The 25,058-nt window shown below is 67.5% G+C and carries 39 protein-coding genes and 1 pseudogene; 38 read left to right on the forward strand and 2 right to left on the reverse strand.

What is annotated here, in order from left to right:
• Nucleotides 1-9 precede the first annotated feature (9 nt).
• Complete coding sequence (locus ACZ7EC_RS16880; protein WP_471063194.1) at nt 10-1,104, forward strand: hypothetical protein; 1,095 nt, start codon at nt 10-12, stop codon at nt 1,102-1,104.
• Nucleotides 1,105-1,163: 59 nt separating this feature from the next.
• Here ACZ7EC_RS16880 and ACZ7EC_RS16885 read toward each other — a convergent pair whose 3' ends face one another.
• Entirely contained in the window at nt 1,164-1,496 is a 333-nt protein-coding gene (locus tag ACZ7EC_RS16885; RefSeq protein WP_471063617.1) for an ATP-binding protein, read from the reverse strand.
• 154 nt (nt 1,497-1,650) lie between these two features.
• Between ACZ7EC_RS16885 and ACZ7EC_RS16890 the strand changes: the two are divergent.
• From ACZ7EC_RS16890 to truA, 35 genes and pseudogenes are all read left to right on the forward strand, one after another.
• A pseudogene (locus ACZ7EC_RS16890) lies at nt 1,651-2,036 on the forward strand (Scr1 family TA system antitoxin-like transcriptional regulator).
• 126 nt (nt 2,037-2,162) lie between these two features.
• Nucleotides 2,163-2,606, forward strand: coding sequence for a hypothetical protein (locus ACZ7EC_RS16895; protein ID WP_471063195.1), 444 nt, complete (start codon nt 2,163-2,165; stop codon nt 2,604-2,606).
• Between the two features lie 7 nt (nt 2,607-2,613).
• Nucleotides 2,614-4,437, forward strand: a complete 1,824-nt coding sequence (locus ACZ7EC_RS16900; protein WP_471063197.1) for an alpha/beta hydrolase — start codon at nt 2,614-2,616, stop codon at nt 4,435-4,437.
• A 94-nt stretch (nt 4,438-4,531) separates the two neighbouring features.
• Nucleotides 4,532-4,993 carry a hypothetical protein gene (locus tag ACZ7EC_RS16905; protein WP_471063199.1) on the forward strand — a complete coding sequence of 154 codons (462 nt, stop codon included), beginning with the start codon at nt 4,532-4,534 and terminating at the stop codon, nt 4,991-4,993.
• 468 nt (nt 4,994-5,461) lie between these two features.
• Nucleotides 5,462-5,770, forward strand: coding sequence for a 30S ribosomal protein S10 (rpsJ, locus tag ACZ7EC_RS16910; protein WP_003948644.1), 309 nt, complete (start codon nt 5,462-5,464; stop codon nt 5,768-5,770).
• Nucleotides 5,771-5,787: 17 nt separating this feature from the next.
• The gene (rplC, locus tag ACZ7EC_RS16915) at nt 5,788-6,432 is read left to right on the forward strand and encodes a 50S ribosomal protein L3 (protein WP_005481233.1); all 645 of its coding nucleotides are present in this window, start codon (nt 5,788-5,790) and stop codon (nt 6,430-6,432) included.
• A gap of 8 nt (nt 6,433-6,440) precedes the next feature.
• Complete coding sequence (gene rplD, locus ACZ7EC_RS16920; protein WP_471063201.1) at nt 6,441-7,094, forward strand: 50S ribosomal protein L4; 654 nt, start codon at nt 6,441-6,443, stop codon at nt 7,092-7,094.
• A complete protein-coding gene (gene rplW, locus ACZ7EC_RS16925) occupies nt 7,094-7,513 on the forward strand; it encodes a 50S ribosomal protein L23 (protein ID WP_471063203.1) in 420 nt (139 codons plus the stop codon). Before rplD ends, rplW begins: the two co-directional genes overlap by 1 nt.
• Before the next feature lie 40 nt (nt 7,514-7,553).
• Nucleotides 7,554-8,390, forward strand: coding sequence for a 50S ribosomal protein L2 (rplB, locus tag ACZ7EC_RS16930; protein WP_030811669.1), 837 nt, complete (start codon nt 7,554-7,556; stop codon nt 8,388-8,390).
• 12 nt (nt 8,391-8,402) lie between these two features.
• Entirely contained in the window at nt 8,403-8,684 is a 282-nt protein-coding gene (rpsS, locus tag ACZ7EC_RS16935) for a 30S ribosomal protein S19 (RefSeq protein WP_010036728.1), read from the forward strand.
• A gap of 45 nt (nt 8,685-8,729) precedes the next feature.
• Nucleotides 8,730-9,077 (forward strand): 50S ribosomal protein L22, encoded by a 348-nt coding sequence (gene rplV / locus ACZ7EC_RS16940; RefSeq protein WP_003974262.1) that lies wholly within the window; start codon nt 8,730-8,732, stop codon nt 9,075-9,077.
• Nucleotides 9,077-9,898 (forward strand): 30S ribosomal protein S3, encoded by an 822-nt coding sequence (gene rpsC, locus ACZ7EC_RS16945; RefSeq protein WP_014674374.1) that lies wholly within the window; start codon nt 9,077-9,079, stop codon nt 9,896-9,898. The genes rplV and rpsC overlap by 1 nt, the downstream gene beginning before the upstream one ends.
• Before the next feature lie 5 nt (nt 9,899-9,903).
• The gene (gene rplP, locus ACZ7EC_RS16950) at nt 9,904-10,323 is read left to right on the forward strand and encodes a 50S ribosomal protein L16 (protein ID WP_046418010.1); all 420 of its coding nucleotides are present in this window, start codon (nt 9,904-9,906) and stop codon (nt 10,321-10,323) included.
• Nucleotides 10,323-10,547: a 50S ribosomal protein L29 gene (gene rpmC, locus ACZ7EC_RS16955; protein ID WP_007494763.1), complete on the forward strand. Its 225-nt coding sequence runs from the start codon at nt 10,323-10,325 to the stop codon at nt 10,545-10,547. The genes rplP and rpmC overlap by 1 nt, the downstream gene beginning before the upstream one ends.
• Nucleotides 10,547-10,831, forward strand: coding sequence for a 30S ribosomal protein S17 (gene rpsQ, locus ACZ7EC_RS16960; RefSeq protein ID WP_018543912.1), 285 nt, complete (start codon nt 10,547-10,549; stop codon nt 10,829-10,831). Before rpmC ends, rpsQ begins: the two co-directional genes overlap by 1 nt.
• Nucleotides 10,832-10,934: 103 nt before the next feature.
• Nucleotides 10,935-11,303: a 50S ribosomal protein L14 gene (gene rplN, locus ACZ7EC_RS16965; RefSeq protein WP_003998823.1), complete on the forward strand. Its 369-nt coding sequence runs from the start codon at nt 10,935-10,937 to the stop codon at nt 11,301-11,303.
• A 2-nt stretch (nt 11,304-11,305) separates the two neighbouring features.
• On the forward strand, nt 11,306-11,629 hold the full coding sequence (rplX, locus tag ACZ7EC_RS16970) for a 50S ribosomal protein L24 (protein WP_067045328.1): 324 nt from the start codon (nt 11,306-11,308) through the stop codon (nt 11,627-11,629).
• The gene (rplE, locus tag ACZ7EC_RS16975; protein WP_037657562.1) at nt 11,629-12,186 is read left to right on the forward strand and encodes a 50S ribosomal protein L5; all 558 of its coding nucleotides are present in this window, start codon (nt 11,629-11,631) and stop codon (nt 12,184-12,186) included. The genes rplX and rplE overlap by 1 nt, the downstream gene beginning before the upstream one ends.
• 5 nt (nt 12,187-12,191) lie before the next feature.
• Nucleotides 12,192-12,377: a type Z 30S ribosomal protein S14 gene (locus ACZ7EC_RS16980; RefSeq protein WP_003948630.1), complete on the forward strand. Its 186-nt coding sequence runs from the start codon at nt 12,192-12,194 to the stop codon at nt 12,375-12,377.
• 211 nt (nt 12,378-12,588) lie between these two features.
• The gene (gene rpsH, locus ACZ7EC_RS16985; protein ID WP_037657563.1) at nt 12,589-12,987 is read left to right on the forward strand and encodes a 30S ribosomal protein S8; all 399 of its coding nucleotides are present in this window, start codon (nt 12,589-12,591) and stop codon (nt 12,985-12,987) included.
• Between the two features lie 24 nt (nt 12,988-13,011).
• Entirely contained in the window at nt 13,012-13,551 is a 540-nt protein-coding gene (gene rplF, locus ACZ7EC_RS16990; RefSeq protein ID WP_397984492.1) for a 50S ribosomal protein L6, read from the forward strand.
• Nucleotides 13,552-13,554: 3 nt separating this feature from the next.
• The gene (gene rplR, locus ACZ7EC_RS16995; protein WP_030174556.1) at nt 13,555-13,938 is read left to right on the forward strand and encodes a 50S ribosomal protein L18; all 384 of its coding nucleotides are present in this window, start codon (nt 13,555-13,557) and stop codon (nt 13,936-13,938) included.
• Nucleotides 13,939-13,979: 41 nt separating this feature from the next.
• Nucleotides 13,980-14,585 carry a 30S ribosomal protein S5 gene (rpsE, locus tag ACZ7EC_RS17000; protein ID WP_003992370.1) on the forward strand — a complete coding sequence of 202 codons (606 nt, stop codon included), beginning with the start codon at nt 13,980-13,982 and terminating at the stop codon, nt 14,583-14,585.
• A 2-nt stretch (nt 14,586-14,587) separates the two neighbouring features.
• The gene (gene rpmD / locus ACZ7EC_RS17005; RefSeq protein ID WP_003974250.1) at nt 14,588-14,770 is read left to right on the forward strand and encodes a 50S ribosomal protein L30; all 183 of its coding nucleotides are present in this window, start codon (nt 14,588-14,590) and stop codon (nt 14,768-14,770) included.
• Nucleotides 14,771-14,772: 2 nt separating this feature from the next.
• Complete coding sequence (gene rplO, locus ACZ7EC_RS17010; protein WP_037657572.1) at nt 14,773-15,228, forward strand: 50S ribosomal protein L15; 456 nt, start codon at nt 14,773-14,775, stop codon at nt 15,226-15,228.
• Between the two features lie 324 nt (nt 15,229-15,552).
• A complete protein-coding gene (gene secY / locus ACZ7EC_RS17015; protein WP_471063208.1) occupies nt 15,553-16,869 on the forward strand; it encodes a preprotein translocase subunit SecY in 1,317 nt (438 codons plus the stop codon).
• Nucleotides 16,869-17,534: an adenylate kinase gene (locus ACZ7EC_RS17020; RefSeq protein ID WP_471063210.1), complete on the forward strand. Its 666-nt coding sequence runs from the start codon at nt 16,869-16,871 to the stop codon at nt 17,532-17,534. Before secY ends, ACZ7EC_RS17020 begins: the two co-directional genes overlap by 1 nt.
• Before the next feature lie 102 nt (nt 17,535-17,636).
• Nucleotides 17,637-18,476, forward strand: a complete 840-nt coding sequence (gene map, locus ACZ7EC_RS17025) for a type I methionyl aminopeptidase (RefSeq protein ID WP_471063212.1) — start codon at nt 17,637-17,639, stop codon at nt 18,474-18,476.
• 166 nt (nt 18,477-18,642) lie between these two features.
• Entirely contained in the window at nt 18,643-18,864 is a 222-nt protein-coding gene (gene infA / locus ACZ7EC_RS17030; protein ID WP_004927214.1) for a translation initiation factor IF-1, read from the forward strand.
• 60 nt (nt 18,865-18,924) lie between these two features.
• On the forward strand, nt 18,925-19,038 hold the full coding sequence (gene rpmJ, locus ACZ7EC_RS17035; protein ID WP_003998809.1) for a 50S ribosomal protein L36: 114 nt from the start codon (nt 18,925-18,927) through the stop codon (nt 19,036-19,038).
• A 191-nt stretch (nt 19,039-19,229) separates the two neighbouring features.
• Complete coding sequence (rpsM, locus tag ACZ7EC_RS17040) at nt 19,230-19,610, forward strand: 30S ribosomal protein S13 (RefSeq protein WP_037657579.1); 381 nt, start codon at nt 19,230-19,232, stop codon at nt 19,608-19,610.
• Nucleotides 19,611-19,676: 66 nt separating this feature from the next.
• A complete protein-coding gene (gene rpsK, locus ACZ7EC_RS17045; protein WP_003956432.1) occupies nt 19,677-20,081 on the forward strand; it encodes a 30S ribosomal protein S11 in 405 nt (134 codons plus the stop codon).
• A gap of 129 nt (nt 20,082-20,210) precedes the next feature.
• Nucleotides 20,211-21,233 carry a DNA-directed RNA polymerase subunit alpha gene (locus ACZ7EC_RS17050; RefSeq protein ID WP_003966937.1) on the forward strand — a complete coding sequence of 341 codons (1,023 nt, stop codon included), beginning with the start codon at nt 20,211-20,213 and terminating at the stop codon, nt 21,231-21,233.
• A 189-nt stretch (nt 21,234-21,422) separates the two neighbouring features.
• Entirely contained in the window at nt 21,423-21,893 is a 471-nt protein-coding gene (rplQ, locus tag ACZ7EC_RS17055) for a 50S ribosomal protein L17 (protein ID WP_471063215.1), read from the forward strand.
• Between the two features lie 91 nt (nt 21,894-21,984).
• Nucleotides 21,985-22,839, forward strand: coding sequence for a tRNA pseudouridine(38-40) synthase TruA (gene truA, locus ACZ7EC_RS17060; RefSeq protein ID WP_471063217.1), 855 nt, complete (start codon nt 21,985-21,987; stop codon nt 22,837-22,839).
• A gap of 1 nt (nt 22,840) precedes the next feature.
• Here the strand turns inward: truA and ACZ7EC_RS17065 are convergent, their stop codons facing one another.
• Entirely contained in the window at nt 22,841-23,752 is a 912-nt protein-coding gene (locus ACZ7EC_RS17065) for a hypothetical protein (protein ID WP_471063219.1), read from the reverse strand.
• 277 nt (nt 23,753-24,029) lie between these two features.
• Between ACZ7EC_RS17065 and rplM the strand changes: the two genes are divergently transcribed.
• The gene (rplM, locus tag ACZ7EC_RS17070) at nt 24,030-24,473 is read left to right on the forward strand and encodes a 50S ribosomal protein L13 (RefSeq protein WP_397984485.1); all 444 of its coding nucleotides are present in this window, start codon (nt 24,030-24,032) and stop codon (nt 24,471-24,473) included.
• A 41-nt stretch (nt 24,474-24,514) separates the two neighbouring features.
• Entirely contained in the window at nt 24,515-25,027 is a 513-nt protein-coding gene (gene rpsI, locus ACZ7EC_RS17075; RefSeq protein ID WP_391083534.1) for a 30S ribosomal protein S9, read from the forward strand.
• The last annotated feature ends 31 nt before the right edge of the window (nt 25,028-25,058 follow it).

Raw genomic sequence — 25,058 nt, forward strand, 5'->3', positions numbered from 1 at the left:
ATGAGCACGATGCAGACGAAATCCGGGTCCCGGCGGATGCGCGCCGGGTGGTGGGCAGGGGCGGTCCTGCTCGTTCTGGCGCTGGTGGGGGCGGTGCTCTACGGCAGCGGTGCCTTCGGTTCCGGGGGTGGTGAGGAGTCGCTGGACCGGGCGTGCGGCGGTTCGCTGGCACAGGGCGGCCTGAGCGAGGCGCTGCATGCGTCGGACTTCCGGGCAGAGGATGCGGGCGACGGCGACTACCTGGCCGCCTGCCGGGTCCGCGCCGAGGAGTCCGGGCCGCAGGGCAGTTCCCTGGAGCTGAGGCTCCGCTGGAGCACCGCGAAGGCCCCTGCCTCCACGCTCACCTGGTACAACGCGGACTACGACGGGGTGCGGGAGCAGGCGGCGCCGCTCGGCCACGGCTGGTCCGGTGTCGTCAGGTACGCGAGCGGCACCTACCAGGTCATGGCCGCGCTGGACTGCCTCGACCAGAAGGACAAGGCCCTGGTCGCCTACGGTGACCTGCTCGGCACGGCGAACGGCACCACCCTGACCGGTCTCGGCCGGGTGACCACCGAGACCGCCCGGAAGGCGGCCGAGAAGCACGGCTGCCAGGTGAAGGCGGGCAAGCGACTCACCGGCCTGTCCACCGCACGGCTGGGCGCGCCCGGCACGGCGAAGCCGCTGGCGCGGGCCCAGGGCTCCTGCGCTGCGCTGCGCGGAACGGACGCGGCGGGAAGCGGTACGCCCGATGTCATGGAGTACCCGGCGGACCCGGACGCCCCGCAGACCAACTGCTACCTGGTCACCGAGGCGAAGAAGCCCGGCTACGGCCTCTACGCCTATTACGGCGCGGCCGCCAAGGACTTCCTGGCGAGCGAGGGTGACCAGCTGGAGAAGGGCTACGGGCCCACGCACGGCGACCGGGACTACGCCTGGGCCACCGCGACGTGCCCGCGGTCCGCGCAGCGGGCGGTGTTCGTGCTCTACCACCTGCACGACGGGGACACCGACTCCTACCCGGTCCCGCACTACTCCGCCTCGTTCGCCCGTGACGCCCTGCGGGCCTTCGCCGGCCAGGAGGCGGAGCGGCGCGGCTGCACCGGCGTACGGCCGGCGGCCTGACCGCCACGGCGGCGAGCAGGTCCCGTCGGGTGCTGTGTCTTCGCCTGGACGCGTATTCATCAAGGACCCGTGACGCTGATCTCGGCCCACACGGTCTTGCGCGGCACGACGTCCGACGACACGCCCCAGCGGTCGGCCAGCGCCTCCACGATGAGCAGTCCGCGCCCCGACTCTTCGTCCGCGCACGGGTGTTGGGCCTCGGGTAGGCGCTCGCAGCGGGTGTCGGTCACCTCGACGCGGAGCGTGTCGCCGACGACGTTCAGCGTGAGCTGGAAGTTCCGTCCCGGCACCCGGCCATGGGTCGCGGAGTACGAGGGAGCACGCGCCGGAGGAGGAGCTGTGAGCGAAGGTGTGGACGAGGCGGGTTGGGATGTCGAGCCGGGCGACGAGATCGAGTCGATCGCGCAAGCGGTGGGCCGCCTGCTCAAAGTCTGCCGGGAAGCGGCCGGGATCGAGCGGGGAGCGCGTATCCCCCGGCCGGAGTTCCTCGACAAGGCAGACACGCTCCTGAAGGCGCAGGGTCGTCCTCGGGCCTTCGTGGAGGACATGAGGAAGGCGCGGTATCCGAAGAAGGTCCGGGAGCTGGCGGAGTTGGAGGGGCGGGCCATCGACGTGCTCCGGTACAGCACCCTTCACATCCATGGGCCCTTGCAGACGGAGGAGTACGCGCGGGCGATGTTCGGTGTGCATCGGCCTGCACATTGGCCGGACGTGCTGGAGAGCAGGCGACACTCGAACGCCTCGTCGCAGGGGCAACGGTGCTGCGTAGACAGTTGGAAGTGGCTGAGCGGCCCAATGTGGAGTTCCAGGTGATGCCGACCGGACGGTGGGATCACCCTGGACTGAACGGCCTTATCGACGAGGGCCCCTGCCTCACCGTCGCGCCCGGCACCTGGACCGCGTTCGTCATGTACTCGGCGCGGACGCAATGAGTACAGGTACTCAACTGCTGTAGCTCCCACGGCGGATGTGGCGTCGGTGACGCCTTGTTAACTTAGGAGGATCGTAAGAAGTTCATACCTCACTCATAAGGTGGGGTGCGGGGGAGGACCACGGGCATGCCCTGGGACGAATGGGAGCAGCTGAAGGCGGATGCCGCCACGCGTTCCGGTTCCACTCGGATGCGGCTGAACCACGCGCCGGGCGCCGGCGGCGACGGAGACTCGCTGAAGTCGGACCGGAAGGTCTGGTCGGCCGCCGGCGGAGACGTCACGGGGCTGCGGACCGAGGTGAGCACGGCGCTGGGGAAGCTGGAGCACGGGCAGTCGGGGCTGGGGGATGGAGCCGGGTGCGAGTCGGCCGCGGCGCAGAAGGAGCTCTACGACTCCTGGAAGAAGTACGTCGGTGAGGTGAGCGGCCGCTGCGGGAAGCTGGGCGGACTGCTGGAGCGCGCGGGACGCGATCTGTCGATGACCGACGGGGATGTCCGGGACGGCTTGCAGAAGATCAAGACGGAGTACCAGGACACCGAGGCCGTCGGCGGCCGGGCGAAGGGCAAGTGAGCGGGTCGTGGATCTTGCCGCGTTGAAGGCCCTCAAGCCGTCCGAGTACCAGGACGCCGCCGACGGCTACCGCGCCACGAGCGAGATGGCGGGCAAGGCCGGGGAGGCGCTGGACAACCGGATCTCGGCGGGGATCCGCAACCAGCTCTCCGGCGAGACCGCGAAGGCGGCCCTGCGCGAACTGAAGGAGCTGTCCAAGGACTTCCACTACGCCGCCGCCGAGTGCGCGCTGGCGGGCGCCGCGCTGGACGGCTTCGCCTTCGACATGGCCGCGGCCAAGCGGAAGCTGGAGGCCGCGCTGGAGGACGCCGCGGCGGCGGGCTGCACGGTCGGCGCGGACGGCTCGGTGAGCTTCCCGGCCGGGGGCAAGGAGGCCGACGGCAAGGTGCCGGAGGGCGGCACGGTGCGGGTGAGCACCAGTCCGACGGACCCGACGTCGGCCGCGCTGGAGCGCCAGGCCGTCCATATGCACCCGAACCCGAACTTCGGCAAGGCCGTCGGTTTCGCCGACCGCATCGGCGACGCCCTGAAGGAGGCCACGGACGCCGACGTCAAGTGGGCTCCTAAGCTGCGCGCCCTGAAGGCCGACGACGACCTGGTGGTCTCCGACAAGGACTGGGCCGACGTCAAGTCGGACACGGCCGGGGTACGCGACGCGGGCAAGGACTATTTCGACTCACTGCCCCGACCGCCTGAGCACGACGACCCCAAGAAGAACGCCGCCTGGTGGCAGGGCCTGACCGACGAGCAGCGATCGGACTACCTGTCGACGAACCCAGACGCGGTGGGCGCGATGGACGGACTGCCCGCCACCGCGCGGGACCAGGCCAACCGCACCGTGCTCGACGAGGCGCACGCGAAGGCCCGGCTGGACTACGACGCCTGGCTGAAGAAGCACCCGGAGCCCGAGCGGTACCAGCCCTACATCGACCCGTACACCGGGTCCATGCCGAAAGGCCTCAGCGTCGAGAGCCAGGAATGGAAGGACTGGGAGGAGGCGCGGAAGAACGCGCGCAAGTCCCTCGATGGCATGGACGCGATCCAGACACGCTTCGACGCGACAGGGGTGAACGGGCTGCCCGAGGCGTACCTGCTGGGATTCAGTACGGACGGGGACGGCCGCGCCATCATCGCCAACGGCAACCCGGACACCGCGGACCACCAGGCGGTCTATGTGCCCGGTACCGGGTCGGAACTGGGGAACATCGGTGGCGGCATCGACCGGATGACCAAGGTCTGGCATGCGGCCAACGACGAGGCCGACGGGAAGTCCGTCTCCACGATCACCTGGCTCGGCTACGACGCGCCGGACAGTGTCTGGAAGGACGCGCCGTTCGAGCACTACGCGTACGACGGGGCGCCGGCGTTCGACACGTTCCTGGACGGGCTCGACACCTCCCACACCGGGGATACGGATCCGCACCGTACGGTCATCGCCCACTCCTACGGGACGACGCTCGTCGGCGCCGCGGCCCAGAAGGGACACATCAGCGCCGACGACCTCGTCTTCGCGGGCAGTCCCGGAGTCAAGGTGTCCGATGCCGACCAGCTGGACGTGCCCAAGGGGCATGTGTGGAACGAGGAGGCCGACGGGGACGTGGTCCCGGACATCGGCCGTTGGGGGCACGGCGGGGACGGCTTCATCATCCCCAGTGATCCGCACTTCGGTGCCAACCAGATGACCACGGACACCGAAGGGCACAGCGGCTACTGGGACGAGACGTCCCACGGTCCCTCGCAGAGCCTGAAGAACCAGGCCCTGGTCGTCGTCGGGAAGGGCGACGACGTGGCGCTGAAGCCGCCGCCGAACGAGTGGGCGCATGTGAAGTAGCTACGACGACGTAAGGCTCGCCGACGTGAAGACCAGACTGAGCGCCTGTGTGCTCGCCCTGCCCCTTGTAACGACCACCCTCACTGGATGCGGCATGACCGACGAAGACTCCGGCACGACTCCGCGCGCCGGTACGAGTACCTCGCGTGACGCCTCCGACGCGATGGTGAAGCTGTCCAGTGGCATCTACGACCTGATCGGCGTCAAGGGGAGGACCTCGGACAGTCGTCCGTTCGTCGCCGAATGCCCGGGCAAGGACACGAAGACCTATTTCCGGATCTTCCACTGGTGGAGCTTCTACCCGGCGTCGGCGAAGGACCTCGGCGTGGCGATGGACCGGCTCAGGACCGAGTTGCCCCGGCACGGCTGGAAGATCGTCACGTACGGGCCGGACACCAGCAGGAACAAGAACGTCAACCTGACCGCCGACAACGATCAGCGGAAGGCCGGCGTCAACATCGTCCAGATGGCCAAGAACGACCCGCCGAAGCTGAGCCTCCATGTCGTCTCCGGCTGCTACAAGGTCCCGGACGGTCAGCAGGTCGAACATTTCTGAGCGGCGCGGCCGCACGTTCAGCGCTCACCGGTGCGCCGACCGCGGGTGCGGTTTGACCTACGTCACTCCGCGGGTAATCTCTTCGGCTCGATTGGCGGAGCACCCCGGCTGTATGGCAGACTGTCCGAGTTGCTCGGTCGAGTGTTGATGCTGCGCGCCTCCCGCCGGGAGGACCGGAAGCGAGTCCCACAGTACTCGTCGCCCTAACTGCCCTCGGGCAGCACTGGGGCGGACGTACGGGAATCTTCCGGGAAGTGTGGGCGCGATACCGGCCAGGCGCCCGGTGGACCCGAGGTCCCCGGTCCGCGGTTTCCGGAAGGGCCGTGCGCATTCCCCGCAGGGATGTTCGAACAAGGGACATTCATGTCAGCGGGAGCGCGACACGCCCGACCGCGTGGGTCGGAGAAAGCGGGTACCGGAAACCACCGGGTCCCAGAGCGTAAGAAGAGACAGGACTACTGAGTAGCCATGGCGGGACAGAAGATCCGCATCCGGCTCAAGGCCTACGACCACGAGGTCATCGACTCTTCGGCGAAGAAGATCGTCGAGACGGTGACCCGCACTGGTGCGTCGGTCGCGGGCCCGGTGCCGCTGCCCACTGAGAAGAACGTGTACTGCGTCATCAAGTCGCCGCACAAGTACAAGGACTCGCGCGAGCACTTCGAGATGCGCACGCACAAGCGCCTGATCGACATCCTCGACCCGACCCCCAAGACCGTTGACTCTCTGATGCGACTCGACCTCCCGGCCGGTGTCGACATCGAGATCAAGCTCTGAGGGCTGGTGATCTGAGAATGGCTAAGCAGATCAAGGGCATCCTGGGCGAGAAGCTCGGCATGACGCAGGTGTGGGACGAGAACAACCGTGTCGTCCCGGTCACCGTCGTCAAGGCCGGCCCCAACGTCGTCACCCAGGTCCGCACGAACGACGTCGACGGCTACGAGTCCGTCCAGATCGCGTTCGGCGAGATCGACCCGCGCAAGGTGAACAAGCCCCTCAAGGGCCACTTCGCCAAGGCCGACGTCACCCCCCGCCGCCACCTCGTCGAGATCCGCACCGCGGACGCCTCCGAGTACACGCTGGGCCAGGAGATCTCTGCTGAGGTCTTCGAGGCGGGCGTCAAGGTGGACGTGACCGGCAAGAGCAAGGGCAAGGGCTTCGCCGGTGTCATGAAGCGTCACAACTTCAAGGGCCTCGGCGCCGGACACGGCACCCAGCGCAAGCACCGCTCGCCCGGTTCCATCGGTGGCTGCGCCACTCCGGGCCGCGTGTTCAAGGGCCTCCGCATGGCGGGTCGTATGGGCAACGAGCGGGTCACCACCCAGAACCTGACCGTCCACGCCGTTGACGCGGAGAAGGGTCTGCTGCTCATCAAGGGCGCGGTTCCCGGTCCGAACGGCGGCCTCGTCCTGGTCCGCACCGCGGCCAAGGGGGCCTGAGGTAACCGATGAGCACTGTTGACATCCTTTCGCCGGCGGGCGAGAAGGCCGGTTCCGTCGAGCTCCCCGCGGAGATCTTCGACGCCAAGGTCAGCGTCCCGCTGATCCACCAGGTCGTCGTCGCGCAGCTGGCCGCGGCCCGTCAGGGCACGCACAAGACCAAGACGCGTGGCGAGGTCCGCGGTGGTGGCAAGAAGCCGTACCGCCAGAAGGGCACCGGTCGCGCCCGCCAGGGTTCGACCCGCGCGCCGCAGTTCGCCGGTGGTGGCGTCGTGCACGGTCCCGTGCCGCGTGACTACTCGCAGCGCACCCCGAAGAAGATGAAGGCCGCCGCCCTGCGCGGTGCCCTCACCGACCGGGCGCGTCACAACCGCATCCACGTCGTCTCCGGCGTGGTCGAGGGCCAGGTCTCCACGAAGGCCGCCAAGAGCCTGTTCGGCAAGATCTCGGAGCGCAAGAACCTGCTCCTGGTCGCCGACCGCTCCGACGAGGCCGCGTGGCTGTCCGCCCGCAACCTGCCCCAGGTCCACATCCTGGAGCCGGGCCAGCTGAACACGTACGACGTTCTCGTCTCGGACGACGTGGTCTTCACCCAGGCCGCCTTCGAGTCCTTCGTGTCTGGCGCGCCGTCGGCTGCTGACACCGAAGGGAGCGAGGTCTGATGGCTATCCGTCACCCCGCTATTGCCTCGAAGGCCGCCAAGGCCGCCAAGGCCGTGCGCGTCGCCAAGGCGCGTCGCCACGCCGCCGAGGGCAAGAACACCGTCGAGACCCCGCTGAGCAAGGCGTACACGGACCCCCGTGACGTCCTGCTGAAGCCGGTCGTCTCGGAAAAGAGCTACGCGCTCCTGGACGAGAACAAGTACACGTTCATCGTCGACCCGAACGCCAACAAGACCCAGATCAAGCAGGCCGTCCAGGCGGTCTTCGACGTCAAGGTCACCGGGGTCAACACGATCAACCGCCAGGGCAAGCGCAAGCGCACGAGGACCGGCTTCGGTCAGCGTGCCGCCACCAAGCGCGCGATCGTGACCCTCGCCGAGGGCGACCGTATCGACATCTTCGGCGGTCCGACCGCCTGAGGGCGGTCCGGATCGTCCGATATCGGACGAGGACTGAGAAATGGGAATCCGCAAGTACAAGCCGACTACGCCGGGCCGTCGTGGCGCCAGCGTCGCCGACTTCGTCGAGGTCACGCGGTCCACGCCGGAGAAGTCGCTGGTCCGTCCCCTGCACAGCAAGGGCGGCCGTAACAACGCCGGTCGTGTGACCGTTCGCCACCAGGGTGGCGGACACAAGCGCGCCTACCGTGTGATCGACTTCCGTCGTCACGACAAGGACGGCGTGCCGGCGAAGGTCGCGCACATCGAGTACGACCCCAACCGCACCGCGCGCATCGCGCTGCTGCACTACGCCGACGGCGAGAAGCGCTACATCCTCGCCCCGCGCAACCTGCAGCAGGGCGACCGCGTGGAGAACGGTCCGGGGGCCGACATCAAGCCGGGCAACAACCTGGCGCTCCGCAACATCCCGGTCGGTACCACGATCCACGCGATCGAGCTCCGTCCCGGTGGCGGCGCCAAGTTCGCCCGTTCCGCCGGTGCCTCCGTGCAGCTGCTCGCGAAGGAGGGCTCCATGGCCCACCTGCGCATGCCGTCCGGCGAGATCCGCCTGGTCGACGTCCGCTGCCGCGCCACCGTCGGCGAGGTCGGCAACGCCGAGCAGAGCAACATCAACTGGGGCAAGGCGGGCCGCAAGCGGTGGCTGGGCGTTCGCCCGACCGTCCGTGGTGTCGTCATGAACCCGGTCGACCACCCGCACGGTGGTGGTGAGGGCCGGACCTCCGGTGGTCGCCACCCCGTGTCCCCGTGGGGCAAGAAGGAAGGCCGTACTCGTTCGCCCAAGAAGGCGTCGAACAAGTACATCGTCCGCCGCCGCAAGACGAACAAGAAGCGCTAAGGACGGGTTGAGATGCCTCGTAGCTTGAAGAAGGGGCCCTTCGTCGACGACCACCTGATCAAGAAGGTGGACGCCCAGAACGAAGCCGGCACCAAGAACGTCATCAAGACCTGGTCCCGTCGCTCGATGATCGTCCCGGCCATGCTCGGTCACACGATCGCGGTGCACAACGGCAAGACCCACATCCCGGTGTTCGTCACCGAGTCGATGGTCGGCCACAAGCTCGGCGAGTTCTCGCCGACGCGCACCTTCCGCGGCCACGTCAAGGACGACCGGAAGTCGAAGCGCCGCTAATCGCGGATCGCATTCAGACAAGTAAGAAACTCTGAAGGGACAACCATGGAAGCCAGGGCCCAGGCGCGGTACATCCGCGTCACGCCCATGAAGGCCCGCCGTGTGGTGGACCTCATCCGTGGCATGGACGCCACGGAGGCCCAGGCTGTTCTGCGATTCGCCCCGCAGGCAGCCTCGGTTCCGGTCGGCAAGGTGCTGGACAGCGCCATTGCCAATGCCGCGCACAACTACGACCACACCGACGCCGACAGCCTCTTCATCTCCGAGGCTTACGTCGACGAGGGCCCGACCCTGAAGCGGTTCCGGCCGCGCGCCCAGGGCCGTGCCTACCGGATCCGCAAGCGGACCAGCCACATCACCGTGGTCGTCAGCAGCAAGGAAGGAACCCGGTAATGGGCCAGAAGGTTAACCCGCATGGGTTCCGGCTCGGTGTCACGACCGACTTCAAGTCGCGTTGGTACGCCGACAAGCTGTACAAGGACTACGTCAAGGAAGACGTCGCCATCCGTCGGATGATGACGTCCGGCATGGAGCGCGCCGGCATCTCGAAGGTTGAGATCGAGCGCACCCGTGACCGTGTCCGCGTGGACATCCACACCGCTCGTCCGGGCATCGTCATCGGCCGCCGCGGCGCCGAGGCCGACCGCATCCGCGGTGACCTGGAGAAGCTGACCGGCAAGCAGGTCCAGCTCAACATCCTCGAGGTCAAGAACCCGGAGACGGACGCTCAGCTGGTGGCCCAGGCCGTCGCCGAGCAGCTCTCCTCCCGTGTCTCCTTCCGCCGTGCCATGCGCAAGAGCATGCAGTCGGCGATGAAGGCGGGCGCCAAGGGCATCAAGATCCAGTGCGGTGGCCGCCTCGGTGGCGCCGAGATGTCCCGCTCGGAGTTCTACCGCGAGGGCCGTGTGCCCCTGCACACGCTCCGCGCGAACGTGGACTACGGCTTCTTCGAGGCCAAGACGACCTTCGGCCGCATCGGTGTGAAGGTCTGGATCTACAAGGGCGACGTCAAGAACATCGCCGAGGTCCGCGCCGAGAACGCTGCGGCCCGTGCGGGTAACCGCCCGGCCCGCGGTGGTGCCGACCGCCCGGCCCGTGGTGGCCGCGGTGGCGAGCGGCGCGGTCGCAAGCCGCAGCAGGCTGCCGGCGCCGAGGCCCCCAAGGCCGAGGCTCCCGCCGCCGCTCCGGCTGAGAGCACCGGAACGGAGGCCTGACCGACATGCTGATCCCCCGTAGGGTCAAGCACCGCAAGCAGCACCACCCGAAGCGTGACGGCATGTCCAAGGGTGGCACGCAGGTTGCGTTCGGCGAGTACGGCATCCAGGCGCTGACCCCGGCCTACGTCACGAACCGCCAGATCGAGGCGGCTCGTATCGCGATGACCCGCCACATCAAGCGTGGCGGCAAGGTCTGGATCAACATCTACCCGGACCGTCCCCTCACCAAGAAGCCTGCCGAGACCCGCATGGGTTCCGGTAAGGGTTCTCCGGAGTGGTGGATCGCCAACGTCAAGCCCGGACGCGTCATGTTCGAGCTGTCGTACCCCAACGAGAAGATCGCCCGTGAGGCGCTGACTCGTGCGGCCCACAAGCTGCCGATGAAGTGCCGGATCGTCAAGCGCGAGGCAGGTGAAGCGTGATGTCGGCCGGTACCAAGGCGTCCGAGCTGCGCGAGCTGGGCAACGAGGAGCTTCTTGCGAAGCTCCGCGAGGCCAAGGAAGAACTGTTCAACCTCCGCTTCCAGGCGGCGACCGGGCAGCTCGAGAACCACGGCCGTCTGAAGGCGGTCCGCAAGGACATCGCGCGGATCTACACCCTGATGCGCGAGCGTGAGCTGGGCATCGAAACGGTGGAGAACGCCTGATGAGCGAGAAGAACGTGACTGAGAACGCAGAGGCCCGCGGCTTCCGCAAGACCCGTGAGGGTCTCGTCGTCAGCGACAAGATGGACAAGACCGTCGTCGTCGCCGTCGAGGACCGCGTGAAGCACGCGCTGTACGGCAAGGTCATCCGCCGTACGAACAAGCTCAAGGCGCACGACGAGCAGAACGCCGCGGGTGTCGGCGACCGCGTCCTCCTCATGGAGACCCGGCCGCTGTCCGCGACGAAGCGCTGGCGCGTCGTCGAGATCCTCGAGAAGGCCAAGTAATTCTCCTGCGGGGCAGTTGCCTCGCAGGACAGTTCCGCCAGGCTCGGCAGGGGTTCCGTGACGGGACCCCTGCCGGGAACCGGCAGACATTCAGGAGATAGACGTGATCCAGCAGGAGTCGCGACTGCGTGTCGCCGACAACACTGGTGCGAAGGAGATCCTTTGCATCCGTGTGCTCGGTGGCTCCGGTCGCCGCTACGCGGGCATCGGTGACGTCATCGTCGCCACCGTCAAGGACGCGATCCCCGGTGGCAACGTGAAGAAGGGTGACGTCGTCAAGGCGGTCATCGTTCGCACCGTCAAGGAGCGCCGCCGTCCGGACGGCTCGTACATCCGCTTCGACGAGAACGCCGCCGTCATTCTGAAGAACGACGGCGACCCTCGCGGCACCCGCATCTTCGGCCCGGTCGGCCGTGAGCTGCGCGAGAAGAAGTTCATGAAGATCATCTCGCTCGCGCCGGAGGTGCTGTAAGCATGAAGATCAAGAAGGGCGACCTGGTCCAGGTCATCACCGGCAAGGACAAGGGCAAGCAGGGCAAGGTCATTGCCGCTTACCCGCGCGACGAGCGTGTCCTGGTCGAGGGTGTCAACCGGGTCAAGAAGCACACGAAGGCCGGTCCGACCGCCAGTGGCTCCCAGGCCGGCGGCATCGTGACCACCGAGGCGCCGATCCACGTCTCCAACGTCCAGCTGGTCGTGGAGAAGGATGGCCAGAAGGTCGTCACGCGTGTCGGCTACCGCTTCGACGAAGAGGGCAACAAGATCCGCGTTGCCAAGCGGACGGGTGAGGACATCTGATGGCTACCACCACCACTCCGCGTCTGAAGCAGAAGTACCGTGACGAGATCGCGGGCAAGCTGCGTGACGAGTTCAAGTACGAGAACGTCATGCAGATCCCCGGCCTCGTCAAGATCGTGGTCAACATGGGTGTGGGCGACGCCGCCCGCGACTCCAAGCTGATCGAGGGCGCCATCCGCGACCTCACCACGATCACCGGTCAGAAGCCGGCCGTCACCAAGGCCCGGAAGTCCATCGCGCAGTTCAAGCTGCGTGAGGGTCAGCCGATCGGTGCCCACGTCACGCTCCGTGGCGACCGCATGTGGGAGTTCCTGGACCGCACCCTGTCGCTGGCGCTCCCGCGCATCCGCGACTTCCGCGGCCTGTCCCCCAAGCAGTTCGACGGCCGTGGCAACTACACCTTCGGTCTCACGGAGCAGGTCATGTTCCACGAGATCGACCAGGACAAGATCGACCGCGTCCGGGGTATGGACATCACCGTGGTCACCACGGCGACCAATGACGCTGAGGGCCGCGCGCTCCTTCGTCACCTCGGCTTCCCGTTCAAGGAGGCGTGAGCGAGATGGCGAAGAAGGCTCTGATCGCTAAGGCTGCTCGCAAGCCCAAGTTCGGTGTGCGTGGCTACACCCGCTGCCAGCGCTGCGGCCGCCCGCACTCCGTGTACCGCAAGTTCGGCCTGTGCCGCGTGTGCCTTCGTGAGATGGCTCACCGTGGCGAGCTGCCGGGCGTGACCAAGAGCTCCTGGTAATCCCCACTTTCAGGGATTCCTGGACCTCTCGGTAAGCAACCGGGACGGCAGGGGCGCCGACTCTCATGGCTTAGGCTAGGAGGGTTGGGCCTCTGCCGCCCTGAACGACTTACTACGCCGTAGGTCCCCGCGCCGCACCCGTCCCGTCCCAGTACGGGGAGAGGGATGGCGCATATAGGAAACCCCGGCGAGAAAGGCCACAGGCCAATTCATGACCATGACTGATCCGATCGCAGACATGCTTACGCGTCTGCGGAACGCGAACTCGGCTTACCACGACTCGGTGTCGATGCCGCACTCCAAGATCAAGTCGCACATCGCGGAGATCCTCCAGCAGGAGGGCTTCATCACGGGCTGGAAGACCGAGGACGCCGAGGTCGGCAAGAACCTCGTCCTCGAGCTGAAGTTCGGCCCGAACCGTGAGCGCTCCATCGCGGGCATCAAGCGGATCTCCAAGCCCGGTCTCCGGGTGTACGCGAAGTCCACCAACCTGCCCAAGGTGCTGGGCGGCCTCGGCGTGGCGATCATCTCCACGTCGCACGGGCTCCTCACCGACAAGCAGGCCGGCAAGAAGGGCGTGGGTGGGGAAGTCCTCGCCTACGTCTGGTAGCAGAAGGGAACGGAGGAAACAGCTATGTCGCGTATCGGCAAGCTCCCCATCGCGGTTCCCGCCGGCGTGGACGTCACCATCGACGGCCGCACGGTCAAGGTCAAGGGCCCCAAGGGCGAGCTGACCCACACCGTCGTGGCACCGATCGACATCGCCAAGGGCGAGGACGGCACCCTGCAGGTGACCCGCCCCAACGACGAGCGTCAGAACAAGGCCCTGCACGGCCTGTCCCGCACGCTGGTGGCGAACATGATCACCGGCGTGACCCAGGGTTACGTGAAGAAGCTCGAGATCAGCGGTGTCGGTTACCGAGTCACCGCCAAGGGTTCCAACCTGGAGTTCGCTCTCGGTTACAGCCACCCGATCCTGGTCGAGGCCCCGGAAGGAATCTCCTTCAAGGTGGAGACCCCGACCCGTTTCTCGGTCGAGGGCATCGACAAGCAGAAGGTCGGCGAGGTTGCGGCCAACATCCGCAAGCTGCGCAAGCCTGACCCGTACAAGGCCAAGGGCGTCAAGTACGAGGGCGAAGTCATCCGCCGCAAGGTCGGAAAGGCGGGCAAGTAAGCCATGGCATACGGGCAGAAGATCCTCAAGGGCGACGCCTACAAGCGCGCCGCGATCAAGCGCCGTCACATCCGGATCCGCAAGCGGATCGCCGGTACGGCGGAGCGCCCCCGTCTGGTCGTAACCCGCTCCAACCGCCACATCGTGGCGCAGGTGATCGACGACCTGAAGGGTCACACCCTCGCGTCGGCGTCCACGCTGGACACCTCGATCCGCGGTGGCGAGGGCGACAAGTCCGCGCAGGCCAAGCAGGTCGGCGCCCTGGTCGCCGAGCGTGCCAAGGCCGCCGGTGTCGAGGCCGTCGTGTTCGACCGTGGTGGTAACCAGTACGCCGGCCGCATCGCGGCTCTGGCGGACGCCGCCCGCGAGGCCGGGCTCAAGTTCTGAGCCGGTTCCGTAGCTAGCGGAAAAAGAGAGAGGTAATTCCAATGGCTGGACCCCAGCGCCGCGGTGGCGGTGCCGGTGGCGGCGAGCGGCGGGACCGGAAGGGCCGTGACGGCGGCGCTGCTGCCGCCGAGAAGACCGCGTACGTCGAGCGCGTCGTCGCGATCAACCGTGTCGCCAAGGTTGTGAAGGGTGGTCGTCGCTTCAGCTTCACCGCGCTGGTCGTGGTGGGCGACGGTGACGGCACCGTGGGTGTCGGTTACGGCAAGGCCAAGGAGGTGCCGGCCGCCATCGCCAAGGGTGTTGAGGAGGCCAAGAAGCACTTCTTCAAGGTCCCCCGTATCCAGGGCACCATCCCGCACCCGATCCAGGGTGAGAAGGCTGCCGGCGTCGTGCTGCTCAAGCCCGCGTCTCCGGGTACCGGTGTTATCGCCGGTGGTCCGGTGCGTGCCGTGCTCGAGTGCGCCGGTATCCACGACGTGCTGTCGAAGTCGCTCGGCTCCGACAACGCGATCAACATCGTGCACGCGACCGTGGCGGCCCTGAAGGGTCTGCAGCGTCCCGAGGAGATCGCGGCTCGCCGTGGTCTGCCGCTCGAGGACGTCGCTCCCGCCGCTCTGCTGCGTGCGCGTGCCGGGGCGGGTGCGTAATCATGGCGCAGCTCAAGATCACGCAGGTCAAGTCCTACATCGGCAGCAAGCAGAACCACCGCGACACCCTGCGGTCCCTTGGTCTCAAGGGCATCAACACGCAGGTCGTCAAGGAGGACCGCCCCGAGTTCCGCGGCATGGTGCACACCGTCCGCCACCTCGTGACGGTCGAGGAGGTCGACTGATCATGGCGGAGCAGAACCCGCTCAAGATCCACAACCTCCGTCCCGCCCCGGGCGCCAAGACCGCGAAGACCCGTGTGGGTCGCGGTGAGGCGTCGAAGGGTAAGACGGCCGGTCGTGGTACCAAGGGCACCAAGGCCCGTTACCAGGTTCCGGAGCGCTTCGAGGGTGGCCAGATGCCCCTCCACATGCGTCTCCCGAAGCTCAAGGGCTTCAAGAACCCGTTCAAGACCGAGTACCAGGTCGTCAACCTGGACAAGCTGGCCGCGCTCTACCCGCAGGGTGGCGAGGTCACCGTCCAGGACCTGGTCGACAAGGGTGCCGTTCGCAAGAACAGCCTCGTCAAGGTCCTCGGCCAGGGCGAGATCTCCGTGGCGCTCCAGGTGACGGTCGACGCCGTCTCCGGGTCCGCCAAGGAGAAGATCACCGCCGCCGGCGGTACGGTCACCGAGCTCGTCTGAGCCCGGCGGCACCGCCGCGTAAGCGACAGGGCCGGGCAGTTCCCTCCGGGGAGCTGCCCGGCCCTTCTCGTTTTACGGAAACCGGCATGGATCCGAGCGGCTCGGGGGAAGATCGAGCCATCCGCCGGCGTACACCAACGGGGCTGACGGACCGGCGAACTTCACCAGGCTGGGCGCGCACTGTTAGAGTCCTTGAGGTCCACCTGTGCCCGCGCGTGAGACGTCGTACGGCGACGGGGTGGCAGAAAACATCGTTCGGCCCGTTGGGCCTTGTTGATACGACTAGTCCCTATCGCGCGCGTCGCGGGGGTCGCAGGAGGAACCGTGCTCACCGCGTTCGCCCGGGCGTTCAGGACGCCCGACCTGCGTAAGAAACTACTCTTCACGCTGGGCATCATCGTGGTCTACCGGGTCGGGACCCACATCCCGATCCCCGGCGTCAGCTACAAGGCCGTCCAGCAGTGCATGGACGAGGCGTCCGCCAACCAGGGCCTGTTCGGTCTGGTCAACATGTTCAGCGGCGGCGCGCTGCTCCAGATCACGATCTTCGCCCTCGGCATCATGCCGTACATCACGGCGAGCATCATTCTCCAGCTGCTGACCGTGGTCATCCCGCGCCTGGAAGCCCTCAAGAAGGAGGGGCAGGCCGGTACCACGAAGATCACGCAGTACACCCGGTACCTGACGGTGGCACTGGCCGTCCTCCAGGGCACCGGCCTGGTGGCCACCGCGCGCAGCGGCGCCCTCTTCAGCGGCTGCCCGGTCGCCAACGGGATCGTCCCCAACCAGTCGATCTTCACCACGATCACGATGGTCGTCTGCATGACCGCCGGTACCTGTGTCGTCATGTGGCTCGGCGAGCTGATCACCGACCGCGGCATCGGCAACGGCATGTCGATCCTGATGTTCATCTCGATCGCCGCGACCTTCCCGTCCGCGCTGTGGGCCATCAAGAAGCAGGGCACCCTGGCCGACGGCTGGATCGAGTTCGGCACGGTGATCCTGGTCGGCCTGGTCATGGTCGCGCTCGTGGTCTTCGTCGAGCAGGCCCAGCGCCGCATCCCGGTCCAGTACGCGAAGCGGATGATCGGCCGCCGCTCCTACGGCGGTACGTCCACCTACATCCCGCTCAAGGTGAACCAGGCGGGTGTGATCCCCGTGATCTTCGCCTCGTCGCTGCTGTACATCCCGGCTCTCGTGGCGCAGTTCGCGGGCGGCAACTCGGGCTGGAAGTCCTGGATCGAGCAGAACCTGACCAAGCAGGGCGAGAGCCCCGTGTACATCGTTCTGTACTTCCTGCTCATCGTGTTCTTCGCGTTCTTCTACGTGGCGATCTCCTTCAACCCCGAAGAAGTCGCCGACAACATGAAGAAGTATGGTGGCTTCATCCCGGGCATCCGGGCTGGCCGACCGACCGCTGAGTACCTTTCGTACGTGCTCAACCGGATCACCTGGCCGGGTTCGCTGTATCTGGGTCTGATCGCTCTCGTACCGACAATGGCGTTGGTCGGCTTCGGAGCAAGCCAGAACTTCCCCTTCGGCGGTACCAGCATCCTCATCATCGTGGGTGTCGGTCTCGAGACGGTGAAGCAGATCGAGAGCCAGCTCCAGCAGCGCAATTACGAAGGGTTCCTCCGCTGATGCGTATCGTCCTCGTCGGGCCGCCCGGTGCCGGTAAGGGAACGCAGGCCGTCCGGCTCGCCGAGAAGCTGGCCGTCCCGCACATCTCCACGGGCGACCTGTTCCGGGCCAACATCAGCCGGCAGACCGAGCTGGGCAAGCTCGCGAAGTCCTACATGGACGCCGGCAACCTCGTACCCGACGAGGTCACCATCGCCATGGCGAAGGACCGGATGGAGCAGCCGGACGCCGTGAACGGCTTCCTGCTCGACGGCTTCCCGCGCAACGTCGCCCAGGCCGAGGCGCTGGACGAGCTGCTGCGCACCGAGAAGATGACGCTCGACGCGGTGCTTGACCTGGAGGCCCCCGAGGAAGAGGTGGTCAAGCGCATCGCCGGCCGCCGGATCTGCCGCAAGGACTCCTCGCACGTCTTCCACGTGGCGTACAACCCGCCCCGTCAGGAGGGCGTCTGCGACATCTGCGGCGGCGAGCTGTACCAGCGCGCCGACGACTCCGAGGAGACCGTGCGCACGCGCCTGGAGGTCTACCACACGCAGACCGAGCCCATCATCGACTACTACAAGTCGCAGGGCCTGGTCCGCACGATCTCCGCGATGGGCCCGGTGGACGAGGTCACCGAGCGCGCGCTGGAGGCGCTCAAGAGCGAGCAGGCCGAGAACCACTGAGTCCGGCCGCCTACCGGCCGCGGTGCCCTGACGGGGGCGCCGCGGCCGTAGTGTTGTACAGGTACACCCAGCCGACGTGAGTGACGGAGAGCGCAGGCCCCCATGGTGCAGATCAAGACGCCCGAGCAGATCGCCAAGATGCGTGCGGCGGGCCTGGTCGTCGCCGCGATCCACGCGGCCACCCGTGAGGCCGCGGTACCCGGCGCCTCCACGAAGGATCTGGACGAGGTCGCGCGCAAGGTGCTCGCCGAGCACGGCGCCAAGTCGAACTTCCTGGGCTACGGCGGCTTCCCCGCGACCATCTGCACCTCCGTGAACGACGTGGTGGTGCACGGCATCCCCTCCGACGACGTCGTCCTCAAGGACGGCGACATCATCTCCATCGACTGCGGCGCGATCGTGGACGGCTGGCACGGCGACGCGGCCTACACCGCGTTCGTGGGCTCCGGTCACGCCCCGGAGCTGATCGAGCTGTCGCGGGTCACCGAGGGCTCGATGTGGGCCGGCATCGCCGCGATGAAGCTGGGCAACCGGCTGGTCGACATCTCCCGCGCCATCGAGACGTACATCCGCCGCCAGCCCAAGCCCGGCGGCGGCAAGTACGGGATCATCGAGGACTACGGCGGCCACGGCATCGGCACCGAGATGCACATGGACCCGCACCTGCTGAACTACGTCGAGCGGCGGCGCGGCAAGGGCCCCAAGCTGGTCCCCGGCTTCTGCCTGGCCATCGAGCCCATGGTCTCCCTCGGCACCCCGCGCACCGAGGTCCTGGAGGACGACTGGACGGTCATCACGACCGACGGCACCTGGTCCTCCCACTGGGAGCACTCGGTCGCGCTGACCGAGGAGGGGCCGCTGGTGCTCACCGCGGTCGACGGCGGCAAGGCGAAGCTGGCCGAGTTCGGCATCACGACCGCTCCCGACCCCCTCGCCCACTGAACAGAGCTCGCATAGGGGGCGCTCCGGTGGGGAAGACTCCCTCGATTCGCGTTTCGGGTTCCTCCGACGTAGACTGACTCGTCGGCTCTCGTGCACCCGCATGTCCGCATGCACCCGTAAGGGACGCAGGGGAGTCGATCAAGGTAGTCGATTCGAAGGGCGAAGCGTGGCCAAGAAGCAAGGTGCCATCGAGATCGAGGGCACTGTCGTCGAGTCTCTGCCGAACGCCATGTTCAGGGTCGAGCTCCAGAACGGCCACCAGGTCCTGGCACACATCAGCGGCAAGATGCGTATGCACTACATCCGTATCCTCCCTGACGACCGGGTCGTGGTGGAGCTTTCTCCGTACGACCTGACGCGTGGCCGGATCGTCTACCGGTACAAGTAGATCTTGCCCGCGCATCGGGTCCGCCCGGTGCGATGGCACTGACCCGGAGAACCTCACCCCATGAAGGTCAAGCCGAGCGTCAAGAAGATCTGCGACAAGTGCAGGGTGATCCGCCGTCACGGTCGGGTCATGGTCATTTGCGAGAACCCGCGCCACAAGCAGCGCCAGGGCTGACGCACGACCACCCTCTCTGCACCTCTATCGCAGAGTTTTCGCGCGACGCGAGCTGAATTGTTCATACGCAGAACCCGAGCCCACCAGCTCGACACCCCCGGTTCGGAGGCCGGGGACCCGGTCCGTACCTCATACGGCGGCCGGGAGCCGGTTCTGCGGAAGACCTCCGAAGATTCACCAGGAGCCATTGAATGGCACGCGTTTCCGGTGTTGACATCCCGCGCGAAAAGCGCGTGGAGGTCGCCCTCACCTACGTGTTCGGCATCGGCCGGACCCTCTCGAAGGAGACGCTGGCTGCGACCGGCGTCGACCCGAACACCCGCGTCCGCGACCTGAGCGAAGAGCAGCTCGTCGCGATCCGCGAGTACGTCGACAGCAACATCAAGACCGAGGGTGACCTCCGTCGCGAGATCCAGGCCGACATCCGCCGCAAGGTCGAGATCGGTTGCTACCAGGGTCTCCGTCACCGTCGCGGTCTGCCCGTCCGCGGTCAGCGCACCAGCACCAACGCCCGCACCCGCAAGGGCCCGCGTCGCGCCATCGCCGGCAAGAAGAAGCCGGGCAAGAAGTAGTCCGCAGCGGACCTCTGTCCACGGTCTTCGCTGTAGGACCGACCACCTCCCTCTAGGAGTTTGTAGATGCCCCCCAAGGGTCGTCAGGGCGCTGCCAAGAAGGTGCGCCGCAAGGAAAAGAAGAACGTCGCTCACGGCCACGCGCACATCAAGAGCACGTTCAACAACACGATCGTCTCGATCACCGACCCCTCGGGCAACGTGATCTCCTGGGCCTCCGCCGGCCACGTCGGCTTCAAGGGTTCCCGGAAGTCGACGCCGTTCGCCGCGCAGATGGCCGCCGAGTCGGCTGCCCGCCGCGCCCAGGAGCACGGCATGCGCAAGGTCGACGTGTTCGTCAAGGGTCCGGGTTCCGGTCGTGAGACCGCGATCCGCTCCCTCCAGGCCACGGGCCTCGAGGTCGGCTCCATCCAGGACGTCACCCCGACCCCGCACAACGGCTGCCGCCCGCCGAAGCGCCGCCGCGTCTGACGCACAGCGCTCCGCTGGTTTCGCGGTTGCGGGCGGTACGGCCTCCGTGTCGAGGCCGTACCGCCCGTACCCTTGCAGTACAGAGTCGGGCGTCAAATAGCGGGCGCCCCTGACTGAAGGATTCATTCCATGCTGATCGCTCAGCGTCCCTCGTTGACCGAAGAGGTCGTCGACGAGTTCCGCTCCCGGTTCGTGATCGAGCCGCTGGAGCCGGGCTTCGGCTACACCCTCGGCAACTCGCTCCGCCGTACCCTCCTGTCCTCGATCCCCGGTGCCGCTGTCACCAGCATCCGGATCGACGGCGTGCTGCACGAGTTCACCACCGTGCCGGGCGTCAAGGAGGACGTCACCGACCTGATCCTCAACATCAAGCAGCTGGTCGTCTCCTCGGAGCACGACGAGCCGGTCGTGATGTACCTGCGCAAGCAGGGTCCGGGTCTGGTCACCGCCGCCGACATCGCGCCTCCGGCCGGTGTCGAGGTGCACAACCCCGACCTCGTCCTCGCCACGCTCAACGGCAAGGGCAAGCTGGAGATGGAGCTGACCGTCGAGCGCGGTCGCGGCTACGTCTCCGCCGTGCAGAACAAGCAGGTGGGCCAGGAGATCGGCCGTATCCCGGTCGACTCCATCTACTCGCCGGTTCTCAAGGTCACCTACAAGGTCGAGGCCACGCGTGTCGAGCAGCGCACCGACTTCGACAAGCTGATCGTGGATGTCGAGACCAAGCAGGCGATGCGTCCGCGTGACGCCATGGCCTCCGCGGGCAAGACCCTGGTCGAGCTGTTCGGTCTCGCGCGCGAGCTGAACATCGACGCCGAGGGCATCGACATGGGTCCGTCCCCGACGGACGCCGCGCTCGCCGCGGATCTGGCGCTGCCGATCGAGGAGCTGGAGCTCACGGTCCGCTCCTACAACTGCCTCAAGCGCGAGGGCATCCACTCCGTGGGTGAGCTCGTGGCGCGTTCCGAGGCAGACCTGCTGGACATCCGCAACTTCGGTGCGAAGTCCATCGACGAGGTCAAGGCGAAGCTGGCCGGCATGGGCCTGGCGCTCAAGGACAGCCCGCCCGGATTCGACCCCACGGCCGCGGCGGACGCGTTCGGCGCGGACGACGACGCGGACGCCGGGTTCGTCGAGACCGAGCAGTACTGAGCGCTCCGCGAGGAGGCCGTACTGCGGCTGCGGGCCGGCTGTGGCTGGTCGCGCAGTTCCCCGCGCCCCTTCGGGGGCGCGGACCCTCCGGGTGTCCATGAGGCGCCCGGATCTCCGACGGGCAACCGCTCGCTCGGATACTGACCCCGGTACCTGATACGGCCGGGGCAGACACACAGGAGAAGAACAATGCCGAAGCCCACCAAGGGTGCCCGTCTGGGCGGCAGCGCCGCGCACGAGAAGCTGCTCCTCGCCAACCTGGCGAAGGCTCTCTTCGAGCACGGCCGCATCACCACCACCGAGGCCAAGGCCCGCCGCCTGCGCCCGTACGCCGAGCGTCTGGTCACCAAGGCGAAGAAGGGCGACCTTCACAACCGCCGTCAGGTGCTCCAGGTCATCACGGACAAGAGCATCGTGCACACGCTGTTCACCGAGATCGGCCCGCGGTACGAGAACCGTCCCGGTGGCTACACCCGCATCACCAAGATCGGTAACCGCCGTGGCGACAACGCGCCCATGGCCGTCATCGAGCTGGTCGAGGCGCTGACGGTGCAGCAGAAGGCCGTGGGCGAGGCCGAGGCCGCGACCAAGCGCGCCGTCAAGGAGGCCGACGAGGCTCCGGCGACCGAGGCTGCTGCCGAGGAGTCGAAGGACGCGTAAGCGTTCTCCCGTGCCCCTTCGGGGCGCGTTTTGTGGGCCCGTTCCCTTCCCAGGGGCGGGCCCGCTTTTTTGTGGCTGAGAGGATCTGTGTGTGAGTGACGAAGCGCTGCCCGGACATGTGCGTATCCGCCTCGACCTCTCCTACGACGGCACCGCTTTCCACGGCTGGGCCAAGCAGGCCGGCGGGAAGCGGACCGTGCAGGGGGAGATCGAGGACGCGCTGCGCACGGTGACGCGGTCGCGGGAGACGTACGAGCTGACCGTGGCCGGGCGCACCGATGCCGGCGTGCACGCGCGCGGACAGGTGGCGCACGTCGACCTGCCGGCCGGGCTGTGGGCGGAGCACCGCGAGAAGCTGCTCAAGCGGCTCGCCGGGCGGCTGCCGAAGGACGTGCGGATCTGGCGGCTGGCCGAGGCGCCGGAGGGCTTCAACGCCCGGTTCTCGGCGATCTGGCGGCGGTACGCCTACCGGGTCACCGACCACCCCGGCGGTGTGGACCCGCTGCTGCGCGGCCATGTGCTCTGGCACGACTGGCCGCTCGACGTGGACGCCATGAACGAGGCCGCGCGGGCGCTGCTGGGCGAGCACGACTTCGCGGCGTACTGCAAGAAGCGCGAGGGCGCGACCACCATCCGCACGCTCCAGGAGCTGAGCCTGGTGCGCGGCGCGGACGGGGTGATCACGGCGACGGTCCGGGCGGACGCGTTCTGCCACAACATGGTGCGCTCGCTGATCGGCGCGCTGCTGTTCGTCGGCGACGGGCACCGGGGCCCGCAGTGGCCCGGAAAGGTGCTGGCCGCGGGGGTGCGCGACTCCGCCGTCCATGTCGTACGGCCCCACGGGCTGACCCTGGAGGAGGTCGGCTACCCCGCCGACGAGCTGCTGGCCGCCCGGAACAAGGAGGCCCGCAACAAGCGCACGCTGCCGTCGGCGGGGTGCTGCTGAGCTACTGGTTCGCCGCCGCCGACGCCTGGGCCTGGCCGCGGCGGTGGATCTGCTGGAAGGTGAACTCCGCCACGTCGTCGCCGGCGCGGAAGACCGCGGTGTCCTTGGTGGTGACGTCCTTGCCGTTGGTGAAGCCGGCGAGGGTGAAGTAGGCGTAGCGGCCGTAGGCGTTGCGGGTGGAGCGGCAGGTCGCGCCGTCGCAGAAGGCGGGGACGCCCTTACCGGGCAGCGCGCGCACGATGCTGTGGTCGTCCGTCTGCTCGCGGGCCTTGGTGGCACGGGCCTCGGTGTCGAACAGGGCGACACCGACGGTGACCGCGATGTCGCCGTTGGTGTAGGTGGCGCGCAGGACGCGGGTGCAGCCGTCGGCGGTGACGATCCTGGGCAGGGAGCCGCCGGTCGCCGTGGCGCAGTCGGTGGTGTCGCCGGTGGCGCCCTTCTTGTACACCGTGCCGCCCATGGTGAGCCGGGCGCCGGGGAACAGGGTGGCGGGGCTCAGCGGGGCGGTGTCCTTCCTGGCGCTGGATATGAACGCCTTCGGGTCCAGCGGCGGCGGGGCGCTGGTGGGCGCGAAGGACGGCGCGGTGGGGGAGCCGTGGGGCAGCGAGGCGCTGGGCCCCTGCGTGGGGTGTCCGGAGGCGTCGTCGTGGCGGTTCGCGGAGACGACGGCCAGGGCGACGGCGGCGCCGACGGCGACCGTGGCGAGCGCGCCGCCGCCGATGAACAGCAGCTTGCGCCGCTTGCCGCGGGCCTCGGAGGCCGCCGCGAGCGCGGCCCAGTCGGGTGTCCCCTCGTCGCCGCCGCTGCTCCATGCCTGCTGGGCCTGCTGGGCCTGCTGGGGCTGTTGGGGTTGCTGGGATTGCGGTTTCCAGGGATCCCACTGAGATTGGGGACCCCCCTGCCCGTGACTCATGGGGCGCATCTTAGACGCGGGGGATCACGGGGGTGTACCGCGCGGCGGCCCGCCGGGCGGCCTGCCTCGTTTTGACCCGTCCGGGGGCCGCCGGGTAACCTGCTTCTTCGTTGTGTATTGGCTTGCTCATTCTCACGGGACGGGCCCTTACACCGGTCCACCGGGCCGATGACCAGCGATCAGCACGCGGTTTGCGTCACCGCGGTGCGATCGAGGCTGTCGTGATCGTTTCGGTGACCTGTTCAGGACCATTCACTCGAAGCGAAGGCTACGAACCGTGCGTACGTACAGCCCCAAGCCCGGCGATGTGACGCGCCAGTGGCACGTCATCGACGCTCAGGACGTCGTCCTGGGTCGTCTCGCCACCACTGCCGCATCCCTCCTCCGGGGCAAGCACAAGGCGATCTACGCGCCGCATGTCGACACCGGTGACTTCGTCATCATCATCAACGCCGACAAGGTGCACCTGTCCGGCAACAAGCGGACCCAGAAGATGGCGTACCGCCACTCCGGCTACCCGGGTGGTCTGCGGTCGGTCCGCTACGACGACCTGCTGGCCAACAACCCCGAGAAGGCCGTCGAGAAGGCCGTCAAGGGCATGCTCCCCAAGAACTCCCTGGGCCGTCAGATGCTCTCGAAGCTGAAGGTCTACAAGGGTGACCAGCACCCGCACGCTGCCCAGCAGCCGGTGCCGTTCGAGATCACCCAGGTCGCGCAGTAAGTCCGGCCACCCCCAAAGCTGAAGAGAATCTGAGGAGAATCGTGGCCGAGACCACTGCCGAGCAGCCGCTCGAAGAGATCGACATCGACAGCTACACCACCGAGTCCGAGGTGCCCGTCGAGGGCGAGTACACCTCGGAGTCCATGGCCTCCCGCTTCGGCGAGCCCCAGCCGGCCGCCGGCCTGGGCCGCCGCAAGAATGCCATTGCCCGCGTCCGGATCGTTCCGGGCACCGGCAAGTGGAAGATCAATGGCCGCACCCTCGAGGACTACTTCCCGAACAAGGTGCACCAGCAGGAGGTCAACGAGCCCTTCAAGGTGCTCGAGCTCGAGGGCCGTTACGACGTCATCGCCCGCATCGCGGGTGGCGGCGTCTCCGGTCAGGCCGGTGCGCTCCGTCTCGGTGTCGCCCGTGCGCTGAACGAGGCGGACGTCGACAACAACCGTGGTGCCCTGAAGAAGGCCGGCTTCCTGCGCCGCGACGACCGCGCGGTCGAGCGGAAGAAGGCCGGTCTGAAGAAGGCCCGCAAGGCTCCGCAGTACAGCAAGCGCTAAAGAAACCCGAGCTGCCTGCTCGTACTCCGAA

Source organism: Streptomyces sp. NPDC037203, from assembly GCF_055605065.1.